Here is a 17,181-nt window from a genome sequence, read left to right as displayed (position 1 = left end):
ACGGGGTGGTCGGGGCTCAGCCCTTGACCGACCCCTGGGTGAGGCCGCCGACGATGTAGCGCTGCAGCGACAGGAACAGGGCGAGGACCGGGATCGACGCGACCACCGAGCCCGCGGCGAACAGGCCCCACCGGGAGGTGAGCTGGTTCGAGACCCACTGGTACATGCCGACGGCGAGGGTCCAGTTGTCTTCGGACACGAGGATGATGCGCGCGAGGATGTAGTCGCCGAAGGCAGCGATGAAGGCGAGCAGGGCCACGACGGCGAGGATCGGCGTCACGAGCGGCATGATCAGGCGCCAGAAGATCTGCGCGTGCGTCGCGCCGTCGATCTTGGCCGATTCGTCGATCTCGATCGGGATCGTGTTGAAGAAGCCGTACATGAGGAAGGTGTTCGCGCCGAGCGCGCCGCCGAGGTAGACGCAGATGAGCGCGAGCTTGGAGTTGATGCCGAGCGCGGGAACGACCTCGCCGATGGTCAGGAGCATCAGGAAGATCGCCACGAACGCCAGCGCCTGCGGGAACATCTGCACGATGAGCAGGCCGGTGAGGCTCGCGCGCCGCCCCGAGAAGCGGAAGCGGGAGAACGCGTAGGCGCCGGCCGCGCCCATGAGTACCGCGCCGACCGAGGCGACGCCCCCGATGAAGAGGGTGTTCCCCACCCACGTCCAGTAGCTCGTGCCCGACAGGGCGGCGTAGTTCGAGAAGTCGACCGCCGAGAACAGGGCGTTCGACGAGGCGAGGCTGCCGCGCGGGTTGAGCGACGCCGAGAGCACGTAGACGAGGGGGAAGAGCGCGTAGAACGCGATTAGAGCGGCAACGGGGTACTTCCAGCCGACCTCGGCGAGCCAGCGACGCTTTCTCGCGGGGGCGCGGCGGACGGCGTCGCGCCCGGTGCCGCGTGCGGTCACGGTCATGAGAACTCCTCGAGCTTGCGGGTCTGGCGGAAGGCGAGGGCGGAGATCGCGCCGACCACGACGAAGACGACGATCGACAGGGCGCTCGCGAGGCCGTAGTCGGCGGCTCCGCCCGAGACGCCGGAGATGTCGTAGATGGCGGAGATGAGGATGTCGGTCGAGCCCAGTGCGTAGGGTGCGCCGGGTATCGCGGGTCCGCCGTTGTTGAACATGTAGATGACGGTGAAGTTGTTGAAGCTGAACGCGAACGACGAGATCGCCAGCGGAGCGGTCGACACCAGCAGCAGGGGCAGCACGATCGAGCGGAACGAGCGCCAGCGCCCGGCGCCGTCGAGCTGAGCCGCTTCGAGCGTGTCGGACGGCAACGCCTGCAGGGCGCCCGTGCAGACGAGGAACCAGTACGGGTAGCTCAGCCACACGTTCACCCACAGGACGGCGAGCTTCGCGAGCACCGGGTCGCCGAGCCAGTTGATCGGCAGGCCGAAGAAGAAGACGTCGTTGATGACACCGAACTCGGAGTTGAACATGCCGCGGAACAGCAGCGCCGACATGAACGCGGGGAACGCGTACGGGAGGATGAACAGGGTTCGCAGGAACTTCCGCGCCCGCACGCGCGGGTCGTTGAAGATCATCGCGAAGAGCAGCCCGAGGCCGAAGCTGACCACGACCGACAGGATCGCGAACGCGAACGTCCAACCCGTGACCGACAGCAGCGGCTGCACCAGCGCGCCGTCGGTGAAGACGCGCAGGAAGTTCTCGAACCCGACGTTCACGTACCAGCCGGTCGGCAGGCTTTGCCCGTCGGCCGCGGTGAAGGTACCGCCGTCGGTGGCCGTGTAGACCATGCCGGTCGTGGTGTCGGTGATGGTCTGCGCCTGCTCGTCCCACACAAGGGTCGAGGTGTAGACCGTCGCGGTGGAGCCGTCGCGTGTGCGCAGCGCACCGTCGTTGGGGTCGTCGGACAGGGGGACCCGGAGAGCCGCAGCAGCCTGCTGCACCGCGGGGTCGGTGAGCACCTCGGCACGCGGCACGACGGTCCAGCCCGAAACCTCGGTGGGGGCGCCGCTCGCGCCGATCTCACCGTCGACGGTGGCCAGGGGTTCGTCGGGCGTGCCCACGCGCACGACGCCGTCGTCGGCGATCGCGAGGCCGTAGGTGCCGAGACGTTCCACCACGGCCATGGGGTAGGTGGCGGAGTCGTCGACCCGGCGTTCGCCCTGGATCAGGGTGGCATCCACCGCCTGCGCTTGGGAGCCCGCGTGACCGGTGCCGTAGTTCGTGAAGGCGATGTACGCGGTGTAGCCGAAGATGAAGACCTGGAAGGCGAAGAGGAAGATCAGCCCCGGCAGCAGGTACTTCAGCGGCAGGGCGCGCCGGGTGAAGTAGACGATGTCGGCGACGATCAACAGCACGGCGGTGATCGACGCCAGCAGCCACGAGTCGGCGCCGACGGCGGTGAGGATCGTCAGGATGCCGAAGGCGTTGACGACCGCCATGATCACGAGCTTCACGACGAAGCCGACGCCGATGCCGCGGAAGCTGCGGGCGTGGGACTCGCGCCGGGGCGCCGGGAGGGGCGCGGGGGCGGTGGGGGCCGCGCCCGGGGGCGCGACGGGTGGGGTGACCGACATGGGTGCTCCGGATTCGTCGGGGTGGTACCGCGGGCGGGCGCGGGTGATCGCGCCCGCCCACGGAGCGTGTCGTCAGCCGGCCAGCGTGCTCTGCAGGTCGGTGATCATCTGGTTCCACGTCGAGACGGGCTCGGCGCCGGAGATGATCTGCGCCTCGGCGGCGTTCCAGAGGTCCCACACCGACCCCATCTCGGGGATCGACGGCATCGGCACGCCGTTCTGGGCCGAGGCGAGGAATCCGGCGATGATCGGGTCGGATGCCACCTCCTGACCGAGCGAGGTGTACGCGGGGATGCGCGGGTCGGCCTCGTAGAGCGCGCGCTGCGCGTCCTCGGTGCCGAGGTAGTTCACGAGGAACTCCGTCGCGAGCAGCGCGTTCTTGCTCTGCGCGCTGAGGTAGAAGCCCTGCACGCCCACGAAGGGCGCGGCGGTCTCGCCGCCGGCGCTGGGGATCGGGTTCACCGCGACATCGATGCCCTCGAACGAGCTGATCGCCCAGGGGCCCTGCACGGTGTACGGCGCCTTGCCGCTCGCGAAGAGCTCGTTGTTGATGTCGTAGTCGATCGTGGTCGAGAGATATCCCGCCTGGCCGTTGGTCGACAGCCACTTCGCGAAGCTCTCGCCCGCAGCCCCGCCCATGCCCACCTCGGATGTGTAGGAGCCGCTGGCGTCCTGCACGAACACGGGGGCGCCGAACGAGGTCTGCAGACCGTACATCGTGTAGCCGTCGCCGGTCTCGCCGGCGGTGTTGATGACGAACGGGCGCTCGGCTCCGGATGCCAGACCCCGCTGGATCATGTCGTCCCACGTGGGCGGCGCTTCGGTGCCGACCAGCGCGGTGTTCTGCACGAGCGCGACCGTCTCGAGGGAGTACGGGAGGGCGTAGAGCTGGCCGTCGTAGGTCATGGCCTCGAGGGCGACGGGCTCGAAGTTCGACGCGGTGTCGCCGAGATCGATCGTGTCGACGACACCCGCGGCGACGAGCGCGCCGAGCCAGTCGTGCGCGCCGACGGTGATGTCGGGGCCCTCGCCGGTGGGGACCTGGGCGATGAAGTCGTTGCGCAGGTCCTCGAAGTTCTTCTGGACGAGGCGCACTGTCGCGCCCGTCTCCTCCTCGAACGCCTTCGCGGCGTCGCCGATGGCCTGCTCTCGCTCGGCGTCGGTCCAGACGACGATCTCGGGTCCGTCGCCGCCCTGGGCGGTGTCGTCGCCGGATCCGCCGCCGGAGCAGCCGGTCAGGGCGAGGGCCGAGACGGCGAGGATCGCCGCCGAGCCGAGGAGGGCGCGCCGGGGTGCTGTCATGCGCATGAGGGGTCCCTTTCTGTGCGACCGCAGCCATTGCGGTCGGGTCGGGCGACCGCGGTGGTCGCGGTCGGGTCGTGCGGGGTCGCGGTGCTCGCGGCCCTTTCACCCGGTTGCATCGGTGCGGCCGGGCATCGTTCGGGGTGGGGCCGGTGCGTCAGGCCCGGCCGGCCTCCTCCCGCGCGGAGCGGACGACGGCGATGCCGCCCGCGGGAACCGTCAGCGCACCGCCCGTGGATGCGCCGGTGAGCAGCTCGGTGCCGTCGAGGGCGAGGTCGACGGCGTCGTCGCGGTGATTGACCACGAACGTGAAGTCGTTCTCGTCGGAGCGCCGCACGACGACCTCGCACCCGGCCGGGACGACGGATGCCGAGACCCCCGCGTCGGCGTAAGCGGCGGCCATCACGTGCGCGAGGCTCTCGGCATCCAGGCTCGTCGACACGTACCAGCCGGTCCCGGCGCCGTACGTGTGCCGGGTGAGGGCGGCGCGCCCGGCGGCCGGACCGTCGACGTAGCGGGCCACGACCTCGGCCCCGTCGACGACGAGGTCCTCCGCCCAGGCGCGCGCGGTGAGGGGCGCGGCGTCGGCCCGCTGGAGCGTGGTCGTCTCGCCCTCGCGCAGCGGCAGGAACTCCTCGACGCGCACCCCGAGCACCTCGGCCAGGGGAGCGAGGTAGCCGCCCGGGTGCACGGCGTCGTTCTCGTCGACGATGCCCGAGAAGAACGACACGACCAGCGTGCCGCCGCCGCGGACATATGCGGCGAGGTTGTCGGCATCCGCATTCGACAACAGGTACTGGGCCGGGACGACGACCAGGCGGTAGCCCGACAGGTCGTGACCGGGCAGAGCGAAGTCGGCGGTGATGCCGTCGCGCCACAGCTGCTCGTAGTACGCACGCACCTGGGCCTGGTGCGTGACGTCGACCGAGGGACGCCACTCCAGGTCTTGCGCCCAGAACGACTCGAAGTCCCACAGCACCGCCGCCTCCGCCTGCACGCGCGCTCCGCGCACCTCGCCCAGGCGCCCGAGGGCCGTGCCGAGATCGACGACCTCGCGCCAGACCCGGGAGTCCGTGCCCGCGTGGGGGAGCATCGCCGAGTGGAACTTCTCCGCCCCGGAGCGGGAGGCGCGCCACTGGAAGAAGAGGATCGCGTCGGCGCCGCGCGCCAGGTGCGTGAGCGAGTTGCGGGCCATCTCGCCGGGGCGCTTGGCGACGTTGCGCGGCTGCCAGTTGACGGCCGAGGTGGAGTGCTCCATGAGGATCCACGGCGCTCCGCCGCCCACCGAGCGCGACAGATCGGCGGCGATCGCGAGGCCCACGTGCCCGTCGGGGTCGGCGGCCCACAGGTAGTGGTCGTCCGAGACGATGTCGACCTCCTGGCCCCACGCCCACAGGTCGGTGGTCCAGCTCTGGTTCGCCATGAAGTTCGTGGTGATCGGCTGCGTGGCGTGGGCACGGATGGCATCCCGTTCGATGCGGAAGCACGCGCGCAGCTGGTGGTCGGTGAACCGCGCGAAGTCGAGGCGCTGCGCAGGGTTGACGACGCTCGGGGCGTCGGCCGGGGCGCCCACGTGCTCCCAGTCGTCGTAGTGCTGGCCCCAGAAGGCCGTGCCCCAGGCCGCATTGAGACCGTCGAGCGAGCCGTGACGCTCGCGCAGCCAGTCGCGGAAGGCGGCGACCGAGGCGGGGGAGTAGTCCTCGCCGACGGGAACGCCGTACTCGTTGTGCACGTGCCACATCACGACCGCGGGATGCGCGGCGTAGCGCTCCGCGAGCGCGCCGGCGATCCGGGCGGCGGCGGTGCGGAATGCGGGGGAGGAGGGGGATGCCATGCCCCGCGAGCCGAAGCCCATCGTGCGACCGTCGCGGGTCACGACGCGCGCCTCGGGGTGGGCGTGGAAGAACCACGCGGGCGGCGAGGCGGTCGGTGTGCCCAGGTCGACGTGGATGCCGTTGTCGTGCAGCAGATCGAGGAGCTCGTCGAGCCAGGAGAAGTCGAACTCGCCCTCGGAGCGCTCGATGAGCGCCCACGAGAAGATGCCGACGCTGACGAGATTCACCCCGGCCTCGCGCATGAGGCGCACGTCCTCGTCCCAGACCTCGCGAGGCCATTGCTCGGGGTTGTAGTCACCGCCGTAGGCGATGCCGTCGAGAGCGGGCCAGAGGGTAACGCGGGTCATGACACTCCATCGGATCTTCGTGCGTCCCAAACTGGGACCGGTCACAGCCTCCGGTGCGGCGGCGGCGCGACGCAACATCGAGCGGGGGTTCGTTATCCAACTGTGACCGGTCCCAGCCCGGGTCGCCCGCGAAGGCGGGAGCGGTGCTCGGGGGCAGATAGCATTCCGGCATGGAACAGACCCCGACCGCTCGTCGCAAGCCGACGATCCGCGATGTCGCCGCCGCCGCCGGGGTCTCTCGCGGCACGGTGTCGCGCGTCATCAACGGTGGTCACTGGGTGTCGCCCGATGCCCGCGTCGCGGTCGAAGAGGCGATCGAGCGCACCGGGTACACCGCCAACCACGCCGCGCGGAGCCTCGCGACGGGACGATCGGGTTCGCTGGCCTTCCTCATGACCGAGCCGCAGCACCTGCTCTTCGACGACCCCACCTTCGCGCTCCTGTTGCGGGGAGCGGCCGAGGCGCTCTCGGAGCGCGGGATGACCCTCGTCCTGCTGATCGCGGGAACGCCAGCCGAGCGCGCCAACGTCGAGCATTACGTCCGTGCGGGCCACGTCGACGGCGTCCTGCTCATCTCGTCGCACGAGGCCGACCCGCTGCTGGACTCGCTGCTCGAGGCCGGCATCCCCACCGTCTCGTGCGGCGTCCCGCTCGGTCATCGCGCGGAGGTGCTCAGCGTCTCGGTCGACGAGAGCGGTTCGGCGCGTGAGATGACGGCGTACCTGCGCTCCCGCGGGCACCGCCGCATCGCGATGATCGCCGGTCCCGACGACACCCCCGGCGGACGCTTCCGGCTGGTCGGCTTCCGCGACGAGATGGGCGCCGATTTCGATCCCGCTCTCGTTGAGAGGGGCGACTACTCGATGGACTCCGGGGCGGTGGCCATGGCACGCCTGCTCGAGCGGGCCCCCGACATCGACGCCGTCTTCGCCGCATCCGACTCTATGGCCGCCGGCGCCGTGCAGGCGCTGCGCCGCGCGGGGCGGCGCGTGCCCGACGACGTCGCCGTCGCGGGCTTCGACGACTCCGGTCTCGCCGCCACGCACGAACCGCCGTTGACGACCATGCGCCAGCCCTGGGAACAGCTGAGCCACCGCATGGTGACCCTGCTCCTGGACGCCGTCGCCGGGCGACCCGCCGCCCCGGTCGTGCTCTCGACCACCCTTGTCGCGCGCGACTCCGCGTGAGCGCTCGGTCGTCACGCGACCGCCGGGGCCCGACGCGCCCCCGTAGAATCCTGGGGTGACTTCCGGCCGATCTTTCTACATCACGACGCCGATCTACTACCCGAGCGACGTCCCCCACATCGGCCACGGCTATACGACCGTGGCCGTGGACACGCTCGCGCGCTGGCACCGTCAGGCCGGTGACGACACCTGGATGTTGACCGGCACCGACGAGCACGGCCAGAAGATGATGCGCGCCGCCGCCGCGAACGGCGCGACGCCGCAGGAGTGGGTCGACAAGCTCGTGGGCGAGTCGTGGTTCCCGCTGCTGAAGACGCTCGACGTCGCCAACGACGACTTCATCCGCACGAGCCAGCTCCGCCACGAGGAGCGGGTCGCCACGTTCGTGCAGGCGCTCTACGACCGGGGCTACATCTACGCCGGGGAGTTCGAGGCGTTGTACTGCGTCGGCTGCGAGGAGTTCAAGACCGAGGCCGAGATCGTCGACGGCACCGGCCCCTTCGAGGGTCTCAAGGTGTGCGCGATCCACTCCAAGCCCCTCGAACTTCTGCAGGAGAAGAACTACTTCTTCAAGCTCAGCGAGTTCCAGGACCGCCTGCTCGAGCTGTACAAGACGGTTCCCGACTTCGTGCGCCCGGAATCGGCGCGCAACGAGGTCGTCTCGTTCGTCAAGAACGGTCTGAAAGACCTGTCGATCTCGCGGTCGACGTTCGACTGGGGCATCCAGGTGCCGTGGGACGACGCGCACGTCATCTACGTGTGGGTCGACGCGCTGCTCAACTACGCCACGGCCGTCGGCTACGGCAACGATCCCGAGCAGTTCGCGCGCCGCTGGCCCGCGTACCACGTGGTCGGCAAGGACATCCTGCGGTTCCACGCCGTCATCTGGCCGGCGATGCTCATGGCCGCCGGCCTCGAGGTGCCGCGCGGAGTGTTCGCGCACGGCTGGTTGCTCGTCGGCGGCGAGAAGATGTCGAAGTCGAAGCTCACCGGCATCGCCCCGACCGAGATCACCGACGTCTTCGGCTCCGACGCGTACCGCTTCTACTTCCTTTCCGCGATCGCGTTCGGGCAGGACGGCTCCTTCTCGTGGGAGGACCTCTCGGCCCGCTACCAGGCCGAGCTCGCCAACGGCTTCGGCAACCTGGCATCCCGCACGATCGCCATGATCGAGCGGTACTTCGAAGGGATCGTTCCGCCGGCCGGCGAGACGACCGAGATCGACCGGGCGATCCAGCAGACGGTGGCGGATGCCGCGACGAACGCCGACGCGGCCATCGAGAAGTTCCGCATCGACGAGGCGATCGCCGCCATCTGGACGATCGTCGACGCGCTCAACGGCTACATCACCGACAACGAGCCGTGGGCCCTCGCGAAGGACCCCGAGAAGCGCGAACGCCTCGGCACGGTGCTCTACACCGCGGCCGAGGGGCTGCGCGCGCTCGCCGTGCTGCTGTCGCCGGTCATGCCCGTCTCGACCGAGAAGCTGTGGATCGCGCTCGGCGCGGCCGAGAGCATCGGTCGGCTGCACGACCAGCCGCTGCGCGAGGCGGGGGAGTGGGGCGTGCTGCGTCCCGGCTCGTCCGTCAACGGCCTGTCGCCGCTGTTCCCGCGCGTCGAGCAGGCGTGAGCACGTCGGCCCCGGATCCCGCGGCGGTCCCTGAGCGTGCCGCGGTCCCTGAGCCCGTCGAAGGGTTCGCTGCCTCGCCCGCCGCGGGATCGACCCCCGTCGAGCGCCCCCGCGGCACCATCGGCGGCGGCGACCCGAGCCAGTACGTCCGCGAGCGGTCCGTCGACGGGCGGCGCGATAGGAGCTATCCCCCCGCGCCCGAGCCGCTCGGCATCCCGGTCTACGACAACCACACGCACCTCGAGATCGAGGACGGCGAGACCGGGTTGTCGCTCGACGAGCAGCTGGAGCGCGCGCGGGCGGTCGGCGTCCACGGGGTCGTGCAGGCCGGCGGCGACGTCGACTCCTCGCGGTGGTCCGCGTGGGCGGCGCGCACGCACCCGCGCGTTCTGGCGGCCGTCGCGATCCACCCCAACGAGGCTCCTGTGTACGAAGAGGCGGGGGAGTTGGATGCCGCGATCGCCGTCATCGACGAGCTCGCCGCCGAGCCGCGTGTGCGCGCGATCGGCGAGACGGGTCTGGATTTCTTCCGTACCGGGGCCGACGGCATCCCGGCCCAGATCCGGTCGTTCGAGGCGCACATCGCGCTGGCGAAGAAGCACGCGATCGCGATGCAGATCCATGATCGCGACGCCCACGCCGCCGTCCTCGAGACCCTCGAGCGCGTCGGCGCCCCCGACAGGACGGTGTTCCACTGCTTCTCGGGCGATGCCGAGATGGCGCGCATCGCCGCCGATCGCGGCTACTACCTGTCGTTCGCGGGCAACGTCACGTTCAAGAACGCGCAGAACCTCCGTGACGCCCTCGCCGTCACCCCGCTGGATCGCATCCTGGTCGAGACGGACGCCCCGTTCCTGACCCCCGCGCCGTACCGGGGCCGCCCGAACGCGCCGTATCTGATTCCGGTCACGCTGCGCTTCCTCGCGTCGGAACGGCGGATGGATGCCGACGACCTCGCCGCCCAGGTCGCCGACAACACCCTGCGCGTCTACGGCGCCTTCGAGGACTGACGCGCCCGCGGTGCTCGCCGTCCGAGTCGGGTAGGGGCTGTCCGCGCGCGGTCGCCGCGGTGCGGTGCGGCGCGGGGTCGCGCCAGGGGCGTCGCGCGGGCGCATCCTCCGCGATGCGCGCAACCTCCGTCCGCGGGGGCGGATGCTGCGGAGTTTGTGCGCATCGCCGAGGTTGTGCGCGCACGTCGCGGCGGGCGCCGTGCGCCGTGCGAATGTTCTGCGATGCGCGCAACGTCCGTCCGCGGGGGGCGGATGCCGCGGAATCTGTGCACATCGCCGAGGTTGCGCGCACGCGTGACGGCGCGTGCCGCACCGACGCCGACAGGCGAGAGGCCGGCACCCCGCAGGGCGCCGGCCTCTCGGCATCCGGGATCAGCCCGGCGTCCGGGATCAGCCCGGCGTCAGGGCTCAGCCCGGCATTGCGGCTCAGGCCCTCGACTTGGCCTTCTTCACGAACAGCGTCTCGGTCTGCTCGAGCTCCATCCCCTTCGTCTCGGGGATGCGCAACGCCACGTACACGAACGACAGCGCCGCGAACAGCGCGTACATGCCGTAGGTGAGGGGCAGCGACCAGCTCGACATCGCCGGGAACGACACCGTGATGGCGAAGTTGGCGATCCACTGCGCCCCCGCGGCCACGCCGAGGGCCTTGCCGCGGATGCGGCTCGGGAAGATCTCGCCCAGCAGGACCCAGACCAGCGGTCCCCACGAGGCGCCGAAGCCGACGACGAACACGTTCGCCGCGACGAGGGCGACCGTGCCCCAGGGCGCCGGCAGCGACACGTCCTGGCCCGAGCCGGTCGCGAACGCGAACGACAGCGCCATGGCGCCGAGCGACAGGGTCATGAGGATCGAGCCCGTCAGCAGGATCGGCTTGCGGCCCACCCGGTCGACCAGGAAGATCGCGACGAATGTGACCACGACGTTGGTGATCGACGTGATCACCGAGATCAGCAGCGAGTTGCTCTCGTCGAATCCGACTGCCCTCCACAGCGTCGTGGAGTAGTAGAAGATCACGTTGATGCCGACGAACTGCTGGAACATCGACAGCAGGATGCCGGTCCACACGATGCCCTGCAGCCCCAGGACCGGACCGCGCAGCGAGACGTTCTTGTTCTTGCGGTCGGCCTCGATCGTGCGGGTGAGTTCCTTCATGGTCCGGTCGAGGTCGGCGGGGGGAACCAGGCGCGCGAAGATCTTGCGCGCCTCGTCGCTGCGACCCTTCGACAGCAGGAAGCGCGGTGATTCCGGAACGGTGAACGACAGGATGCCGTACACGGCCGCCGGGATCACACCGACGAGGAACATCCACCGCCAGGCCTCCAGGCCCAGCCAGAACTGGTTCGCGGCGCCGCCGGCGGAGTTGGCCAGCAGGGCGTCGGACAGCAGCGCGCCGAAGATGCCGAGGGTGATCGCCAGCTGCTGCAGCGAGGCGAGGGAACCGCGGATCTGCCGCGGGGCGACCTCGGCGATGTACGCGGGGGCCACGACCGAGGCGATGCCGATGCCCAGTCCGCTCATCACGCGCCACAGGATCAGGTCGGGGACGCTGAAGGTCAGCGCGGCGCCGATGGACGACACGAAGAACAGCACGGCGCCCAGCAGCATGACCTTGAGTCGTCCCCAACGGTCCGACAGGGCGCCGGCCACGACCGCACCCACCGCGCAGCCCAGGAGGGCCACGGCGACGACGAATCCGGTCAGCACCTCGGTCAGCTCGAAGTTGCCCTCGATCGCGTCGACCGCACCGTTGATGACCGAGGAGTCGAACCCGAAGAGGAACCCGCCCACCGCGGCGGCGACCGAGAGGCCGACGGCTCGTCGCCCGTAGGGGCTTCGCAGGGTGAAGGCGTTTGCGGGGATGGACTGCGTTTGACTCACCTGTTCACGCTACTCCTGCCCCTACGGCGTGGAGGGTACTGGCGGCGCCGCTGACTACAGTGGAACAATGCCCGTTTCCCTGCTCGGTGCCGCCGAGATCCGTCGGCTCGCCGCCGACCTCGACGTCACCCCGACCAAAAAGCTCGGGCAGAACTTCGTCGTCGACGCCAACACCGTGCGGAAGATCGTCCAGGCCGCCCGGGTCACGGCATCCGATCGTGTCGTCGAGATCGGTCCCGGTCTCGGTTCGCTCACCCTGGCGATCCTCGAGACGGGGGCGTCGGTGGCGGCCGTCGAGATCGATCACCGCCTCGCCGAGCGCCTGCCCACCACCGCCGCCGCGCACGGCGTGGCGGACGACCGCCTGACCGTCATCGACGCGGACGCGCTCCGCGTCGACGAACTGCCGGGCGAGCCCGAGGTGCTGGTGGCGAACCTGCCGTACAACGTGTCGGTGCCGGTGCTGCTGCACTTCCTCGAGACCTTCCCGTACTTGCGCCGCGGCGTCGTCATGGTCCAGGCGGAGGTGGGGGAGCGTCTGGCCGCGCCGGCGGGGTCCAAGGTGTACGGCGCCCCCAGCGTCAAGGCGGCGTGGTACGGCGCGTGGCGCCTGGCCGGGACCGTTTCGCGCCAGGTCTTCTGGCCCGTGCCGAACGTCGACAGCGTGCTGGTCGCCTTCGACCGGGATGCCGAGCCCCGCGGCACCGAGGAGCACCGCCTCCGCACATTCCAGATCGTGGATGCCGCCTTCCAGCAGCGCCGCAAGATGCTCCGCCAGGCGCTGGCCGGGGTCCTGGGCGGGACGGCGGCCGATGCCTCGGCCCGCCTCGAGGCGGCCGGGGTCGACCCGACCCTGCGTGGCGAGCAGCTCACCGTCGAGGATTACGCCCGCATCGCCGCGTCGTCCTGACGCGTCTCGCGCGCCGCGTCCGGCAGGCCGGGCACCGTCCGACCCCGCCCGTGCACGACGGCGGGGGGTTCGGCGACACGCCGTGTGTCGGTTCCGGGCGCGCGGTGTGCCGGCGGCGACGCCTGCCGTTGTGCTCGCGGGCTTCGCTCGCCGGGCTTCGCTCGCCGGGCTTCGCTCGCCGGGCGCCGCACGCAGCGCGCCGCACGCACCGCGCCGCACGCACCGCGCCGCACGCACCGTGCCGCACGCACCGCGCGGCACCCCGGGCGCGGCACGCCGGGCGCCGCACGCACCGCGCGGGCGGGCCGCCGCCGCCGAGCCCAACCGCGCGTGGGGTGAATTCCCGCCGTGTTCATCACGCGTTCCCGAAACATGTCGGTAACATTTCGAGCCAACCGGGAGCATCACGCCGGTGACGAGGTCGTACCCGACGACCCGGAAGGACCGAGATGCGCTACGCCGAGTACCCCCGTGCCGAGCGGGTTCTGCTGCACCTGAGCGACACCCATCTTCGAGCCGGCGGTGCCCCGCTGTACGACGACGTCGACTCCGAGGCCTACCTCGCCCGAGCCGCCGCCGCGATCGAGGCCTCCGGCATCCGCCCCCACGCGCTGGTGTTCACCGGCGACCTGGCCGACTTCGGTGAGATCGACGCGTACCGCCGCGTACGCGCCATCGTCGAGCCGCTCGCGGCGCGGCTGGACACGCGGGTCGTGTGGGTCATGGGCAACCACGACGACCGCGCGGCCTTCCGCTCCGAGCTCCTGCCGGGCGAGCTCTGCGACCCGGCCGCGCCGGTCGACCGCGTCGACGAGATCGACGGTCTACGCATCGTCACCCTCGACACCTCCGTCCCGGGCGCCCACCACGGCGAGGTGACCCCGGCCCAGCGCGAGTGGCTCGCCGAGGTGCTCTCGACACCCGCACCCCTCGGGACGATCCTGGCCATGCACCACCCGCCGGTGCCGAGCGTGCTCGACCTGGCGGCATCGGTCGAGCTGCGCGATCAGCGCTCGCTGGCCGAGGTCCTGCGGGCGAGCGACGTCCGCGCCATCCTCGCCGGGCATCTGCACTACTCGACGTTCGCGACCTTCGCCGGCATCCCCGTGTCGGTGGCGTCGGCCACCTGCTACACCCAGGACCTCATGGTCCCGGTCGGGGGGACCCGTCCCCAGGATGCCGCGCAGGGGTTCAACATCGTCCACGTCTACGACGAGACGGTCGTGCATTCGGTCGTCCCGCTCGCGGTCAGCGAGGCGCTGCAGCACGTCGACGCCGAGGAGTCTCAGCGACGGTTGCGGGATGCCGGCATCATCGTCCCGGCATCCCGCGCGTTCAGCGGACCGGTGTCGCCGCCGACGACGCCGCTGCCGATCCTGCGCTGACCGAGGTCTTCTCCCAGGGCGCGGCGATCGGGAAGTAGCGCTCGAGGCAGGCCCGGAGGGCCGGGACGCGTACCTCCTCGGGGATCTCGGGGACACTGCCGTCGTTGAGGCAGAACATGTCGGTGTCGCGACGCGAGACGAGACGTTCCATCGTGCGCAGCGAGTCGAGCTGCGTGGTCTGCACGTACCGCGTCCGTGGTTCCGCCGTGACGATCGCCCGTCCGGTGGCCAGCGCGTAGTAGTGGTACAGGCTGTTGGTGACCGAGATGTCGGTCGCCGAGCGGAAGCGCGAGGCCGCCGTGCGGTCGTAGTCGTCGGCGAACTCGCGCTCGAGTTCGAAGGCCACCGATCGCCGCAGCGGCGTGGCGCAGTGCTCGAGGTCGAGGGTGATGACGCGACCGAAACGCTCCTTCAGCAGCGCACGGTTGACCCGCAGGCCGTTGTCGTGGCCCGAGCGGTCCACGTGGGCGGGACCGCTGCCGATGCGCACGCCGCTCTCGACGAACCGGCTCACGCCGCCCCCGCTGAAGAACAGTTCGGGGGTGACGGGGCGACCGAAGAACATGTCGTCGTTGCTGTACAGGAAGTGCTCGGCCAGTCCGGGGATGCGATGCAGCTGCGCCTCGACGGCGTGGGAGTTGTGCGTGGGCAGCGCCGAGGGGTCCGCGAAGAACTCCTCGCTGCGCACGACGGTGACCTTCGGGTGGTCGGCCAGCCACTCCGGGGTGGGGGAGTCGGTGGCGATGAAGATGCGACGCACCCAGGGGGCGTACATGTGCACGCTGCGCAGTGCGTAGCGCAGTTCGTCGACCTGGCGGTAGCGCGCGGCGTTGTCGTCGCCGTCGCCGACGACATAGCCCTTCATCCGCGCGGCACGCTGACGCTGGAACTCGCTCGAGGATCCGTCGACCCACGAGAAGACCATGTCGACGTCGGCGGTGAGCTCGTTCGGGTGCGGGTCGAACATGCCGGCCACGGTCATCCAGCGCCGCCCATAGCGTTCGATCTCGACGAGGTCGAGGTCGGCCGCGGCGAACCGGCGACGGGTGAGGGCGCTGGGGCGGGGTGCCTCGATCGTTTTCTCACCGAAGCGCCACAGCTCGAGCCGGGGGGCGAGCGAGGCGCCGTAGCGGTAGGAGCCTTCGGTCGAGGTGCGCGGCCGGAACACCGCGAACGCCTGTACCGAACCGGAGGTGGGGTGCACGCTGTGCGCCGGCACGGGGTCCTCGCCGCGGGCCTTGAGGTAGACCGGGCCCAGCTCGGGGTCGCGCAGCGCCGACAGCGCGGCCTCGGCATCCGCCGTGTCGACGACCAGCTTGGGACGACGGTTCGCATCGCGCACGAGCAGCACGCGCACACCCGCCGCCTCGATCGCGGACGCGGCCGTGAGCAGGTCGTCGCGCTCCGCCATCGAGGGCGTGGAGGAGTCGTCGATGACGTGCAGGATGCCGTCGTGCATCCGGATATCGGAGCGGGAGAGCAGCGCGCGCCAGGGGTCGGTGTCGATCGACAGGGGGACCATCGGGCGCATACTGCCTCCTCGGGGGGTGGAAACGGGATCCGGTCACCGTAGGGTTCCGGGGTTACGACGACGTTTCGGCGGCGACGCCGAACGGCGGGGAGCGGAGCGCTACTGTCGAAGAGTGACTCACATCGCTCGCTCCGGCCCGGTCCTTCCCGAACCGCTGTCGAAGCGGCGTCGGGAAGCGGGCCGACGTACCAGTTTCGCACACCGCGGGGTCCCCGGACGCACGACGGCGGAGGGCCGCAGATGAGCGCGCTCGCACCGGCATCCGTCCGCGTCCGCGCCCCCGGGAAGATCAACGTCTTCCTCGAGGTCGGCGACGTGCAGGACGACGGCTACCACGAGCTGGCGACGGCCTTCCAGGCGGTGTCGCTGTACGAAGAGATGACGGCGACCCCCGCCGACGACATCACGATCTCGGTCAGCGCGAAGGGTCCCGTCGACGTCGAGGGGGTCCCCACCGATGATCGCAACCTGGCCGTGCGCGCGGCCCGCCTGTTGGCGCAGACCGCCGGCATCGACCGCGGTGCCCACCTGTCGGTGCGGAAGGCCGTGCCCGTCGCGGGCGGCATGGGCGGGGGGTCCGCGGATGCCGCGGCCGCGCTCGTCGCGTGCGACGCGCTGTGGGGCCTGGGGATGCCGACGGCGGACCTCGCCCGCCTCGCGGCACGGCTCGGAGCCGACGTCCCCTTCGCCCTGCTGGGAGGGACGGCGGTGGGGACCGGACGCGGCGACGAACTGAGCCCCGCCCTCGCCCGCGGACGTTTCGACTGGGTCCTCGTACCCAACGACGAGGGCATGTCCACCCCGGTGGTCTACGGCGAGCTCGACGCGCACCGCGAGCGGCACGCGGTCGACATCGGCCCGGCGAGGCGCATGCCGGCGGTCGATCCCGACGTGCTGCACGCCCTGCGTCAGGGCGACGCGCGCATGCTCGCGGCGACGTTGCGCAACGACCTGCAGGCGCCGGCGCTGCACCTGCGTCCCGACCTCGCGCGCGTGCTCGAGCGCGGCGAGGGATCGGGTGCCCTGGCCGGCATCGTGTCGGGTTCGGGCCCGACGCTGGCATTCCTCGCCGGCGACGAGTCCTCGGCCATCGATCTGCAGGTCACGCTCAGCGCGGCGGGCCTGGTGGCCCTGCACGTGCACGGGCCGGTCCCGGGCGCGCGTGTGGTCTGACCGCGCGGCACCATAGTCCAGGTCGTCACGGGGAGCAATCTTCGGATGACGCGGTCGAGTCCTCGCTAGCCTCGTCCAAGGTGGTTCCTCACCGCTGGGTGCCGTGCCCGCGGGGTGCCACGAAGGGGGTTCCCATGAAGGCAGTGCTCGACGGCGTCGTGATCGCCGAAGCCGACCGCGACGACCTCGCCTCGATCGAGGGCAACTGGTACTTCCCGCCCCAGGCGGTGCGCGAGGGCGCTCTGCACGCGAGCCCCACGCCGTACACCTGCCCCTGGAAGGGGGCCGCCCAGTACTGGAACATCTCCGTCGACGGTGCGGAGTTGACCGACGGCGCATGGTCCTACCCCGACCTGCGCGACGGCGCGGTCGAGCGGGTCGGCAAAGACTTCGCGGGTTACGTGGCCTTCGACCGCAAGGTCGTGGTCTCCGACTGAGGTCGG

Annotated in this window: 13 protein-coding genes; 7 read left to right on the top strand and 6 right to left on the bottom strand. The window is 70.8% G+C overall.

Annotated features, from left to right (window positions below; translation table 11 throughout):
- Positions 1-16: 16 nt before the first annotated feature.
- The 4 genes from ACIPVB_RS08645 to ACIPVB_RS08630 form a co-directional block, all read right to left on the bottom strand.
- Positions 17-916 (bottom strand): sugar ABC transporter permease, encoded by a 900-nt coding sequence (locus ACIPVB_RS08645; RefSeq protein ID WP_400368272.1) that lies wholly within the window; start codon positions 914-916, stop codon positions 17-19.
- Entirely contained in the window at positions 913-2,547 is a 1,635-nt protein-coding gene (locus ACIPVB_RS08640) for an ABC transporter permease subunit (RefSeq protein ID WP_400368271.1), read from the bottom strand. The genes ACIPVB_RS08645 and ACIPVB_RS08640 overlap by 4 nt, the downstream gene beginning before the upstream one ends.
- A gap of 72 nt (positions 2,548-2,619) precedes the next feature.
- Complete coding sequence (locus tag ACIPVB_RS08635) at positions 2,620-3,855, bottom strand: extracellular solute-binding protein (protein ID WP_400368270.1); 1,236 nt, start codon at positions 3,853-3,855, stop codon at positions 2,620-2,622.
- Between the two features lie 151 nt (positions 3,856-4,006).
- Positions 4,007-6,031 carry a beta-galactosidase gene (locus ACIPVB_RS08630; protein WP_400368269.1) on the bottom strand — a complete coding sequence of 675 codons (2,025 nt, stop codon included), beginning with the start codon at positions 6,029-6,031 and terminating at the stop codon, positions 4,007-4,009.
- 170 nt (positions 6,032-6,201) lie between these two features.
- Here ACIPVB_RS08630 and ACIPVB_RS08625 point away from each other — a divergent pair, with 170 nt between their 5' ends.
- The 3 genes from ACIPVB_RS08625 to ACIPVB_RS08615 all read left to right on the top strand — a co-directional run bounded on the left by ACIPVB_RS08625 (position 6,202) and on the right by ACIPVB_RS08615 (position 9,858).
- The gene (locus ACIPVB_RS08625; protein ID WP_400368267.1) at positions 6,202-7,218 is read left to right on the top strand and encodes a LacI family DNA-binding transcriptional regulator; all 1,017 of its coding nucleotides are present in this window, start codon (positions 6,202-6,204) and stop codon (positions 7,216-7,218) included.
- Between the two features lie 55 nt (positions 7,219-7,273).
- Entirely contained in the window at positions 7,274-8,848 is a 1,575-nt protein-coding gene (gene metG / locus ACIPVB_RS08620) for a methionine--tRNA ligase (protein WP_400368266.1), read from the top strand.
- A 119-nt stretch (positions 8,849-8,967) separates the two neighbouring features.
- Positions 8,968-9,858, top strand: coding sequence for a TatD family hydrolase (locus tag ACIPVB_RS08615; protein ID WP_400368956.1), 891 nt, complete (start codon positions 8,968-8,970; stop codon positions 9,856-9,858).
- Positions 9,859-10,284: 426 nt separating this feature from the next.
- Here the strand turns inward: ACIPVB_RS08615 and ACIPVB_RS08610 are convergent, their stop codons facing one another.
- Positions 10,285-11,739, bottom strand: coding sequence for a sugar porter family MFS transporter (locus tag ACIPVB_RS08610; protein WP_400368264.1), 1,455 nt, complete (start codon positions 11,737-11,739; stop codon positions 10,285-10,287).
- 67 nt (positions 11,740-11,806) lie between these two features.
- Here ACIPVB_RS08610 and rsmA point away from each other — a divergent pair, with 67 nt between their 5' ends.
- A complete protein-coding gene (rsmA, locus tag ACIPVB_RS08605) occupies positions 11,807-12,649 on the top strand; it encodes a 16S rRNA (adenine(1518)-N(6)/adenine(1519)-N(6))-dimethyltransferase RsmA (protein WP_400368263.1) in 843 nt (280 codons plus the stop codon).
- 449 nt (positions 12,650-13,098) lie between these two features.
- Positions 13,099-14,034, top strand: coding sequence for a phosphodiesterase (locus ACIPVB_RS08600; protein WP_400368261.1), 936 nt, complete (start codon positions 13,099-13,101; stop codon positions 14,032-14,034).
- Here ACIPVB_RS08600 and ACIPVB_RS08595 read toward each other — a convergent pair.
- Positions 13,985-15,565 carry a stealth family protein gene (locus ACIPVB_RS08595; RefSeq protein ID WP_400368260.1) on the bottom strand — a complete coding sequence of 527 codons (1,581 nt, stop codon included), beginning with the start codon at positions 15,563-15,565 and terminating at the stop codon, positions 13,985-13,987. The genes ACIPVB_RS08600 and ACIPVB_RS08595 overlap by 50 nt on opposite strands.
- Before the next feature lie 240 nt (positions 15,566-15,805).
- On the opposite strand from ACIPVB_RS08595, the gene ACIPVB_RS08590 reads away from it, so the two are divergent.
- Both ACIPVB_RS08590 and ACIPVB_RS08585 read left to right on the top strand, forming a co-directional pair.
- Entirely contained in the window at positions 15,806-16,738 is a 933-nt protein-coding gene (locus tag ACIPVB_RS08590) for a 4-(cytidine 5'-diphospho)-2-C-methyl-D-erythritol kinase (protein WP_400368258.1), read from the top strand.
- A gap of 134 nt (positions 16,739-16,872) precedes the next feature.
- Entirely contained in the window at positions 16,873-17,175 is a 303-nt protein-coding gene (locus ACIPVB_RS08585) for a DUF427 domain-containing protein (RefSeq protein WP_400368257.1), read from the top strand.
- The last annotated feature ends 6 nt before the right edge of the window (positions 17,176-17,181 follow it).

The organism is Microbacterium sp. NPDC090007, assembly GCF_044748345.1.
GTDB lineage: Bacteria > Actinomycetota > Actinomycetes > Actinomycetales > Microbacteriaceae > Microbacterium.
The sequence above is the reverse complement of the archived record's forward strand: the minus strand, read 5'-3'. Positions and strand labels throughout refer to the sequence as shown.

What these genes read in the sequence shown, in the direction of transcription:
- ACIPVB_RS08645 (WP_400368272.1), bottom strand. Translation starts at nt 916, where the DNA reads ATGACCGTGACCGCACGCGGCACCGGGCGCGACGCCGTCCGCCGCGCC.
- ACIPVB_RS08640 (WP_400368271.1), bottom strand. Translation starts at nt 2,547, where the DNA reads ATGTCGGTCACCCCACCCGTCGCGCCCCCGGGCGCGGCCCCCACCGCC.
- ACIPVB_RS08635 (WP_400368270.1), bottom strand. Translation starts at nt 3,855, where the DNA reads ATGCGCATGACAGCACCCCGGCGCGCCCTCCTCGGCTCGGCGGCGATC.
- ACIPVB_RS08630 (WP_400368269.1), bottom strand. Translation starts at nt 6,031, where the DNA reads ATGACCCGCGTTACCCTCTGGCCCGCTCTCGACGGCATCGCCTACGGC.
- ACIPVB_RS08625 (WP_400368267.1), top strand. Translation starts at nt 6,202, where the DNA reads ATGGAACAGACCCCGACCGCTCGTCGCAAGCCGACGATCCGCGATGTC.
- rsmA (WP_400368263.1), top strand. Translation starts at nt 11,807, where the DNA reads ATGCCCGTTTCCCTGCTCGGTGCCGCCGAGATCCGTCGGCTCGCCGCC.
- ACIPVB_RS08600 (WP_400368261.1), top strand. Translation starts at nt 13,099, where the DNA reads ATGCGCTACGCCGAGTACCCCCGTGCCGAGCGGGTTCTGCTGCACCTG.
- ACIPVB_RS08595 (WP_400368260.1), bottom strand. Translation starts at nt 15,565, where the DNA reads ATGCGCCCGATGGTCCCCCTGTCGATCGACACCGACCCCTGGCGCGCG.
- ACIPVB_RS08590 (WP_400368258.1), top strand. Translation starts at nt 15,806, where the DNA reads ATGAGCGCGCTCGCACCGGCATCCGTCCGCGTCCGCGCCCCCGGGAAG.
- ACIPVB_RS08585 (WP_400368257.1), top strand. Translation starts at nt 16,873, where the DNA reads ATGAAGGCAGTGCTCGACGGCGTCGTGATCGCCGAAGCCGACCGCGAC.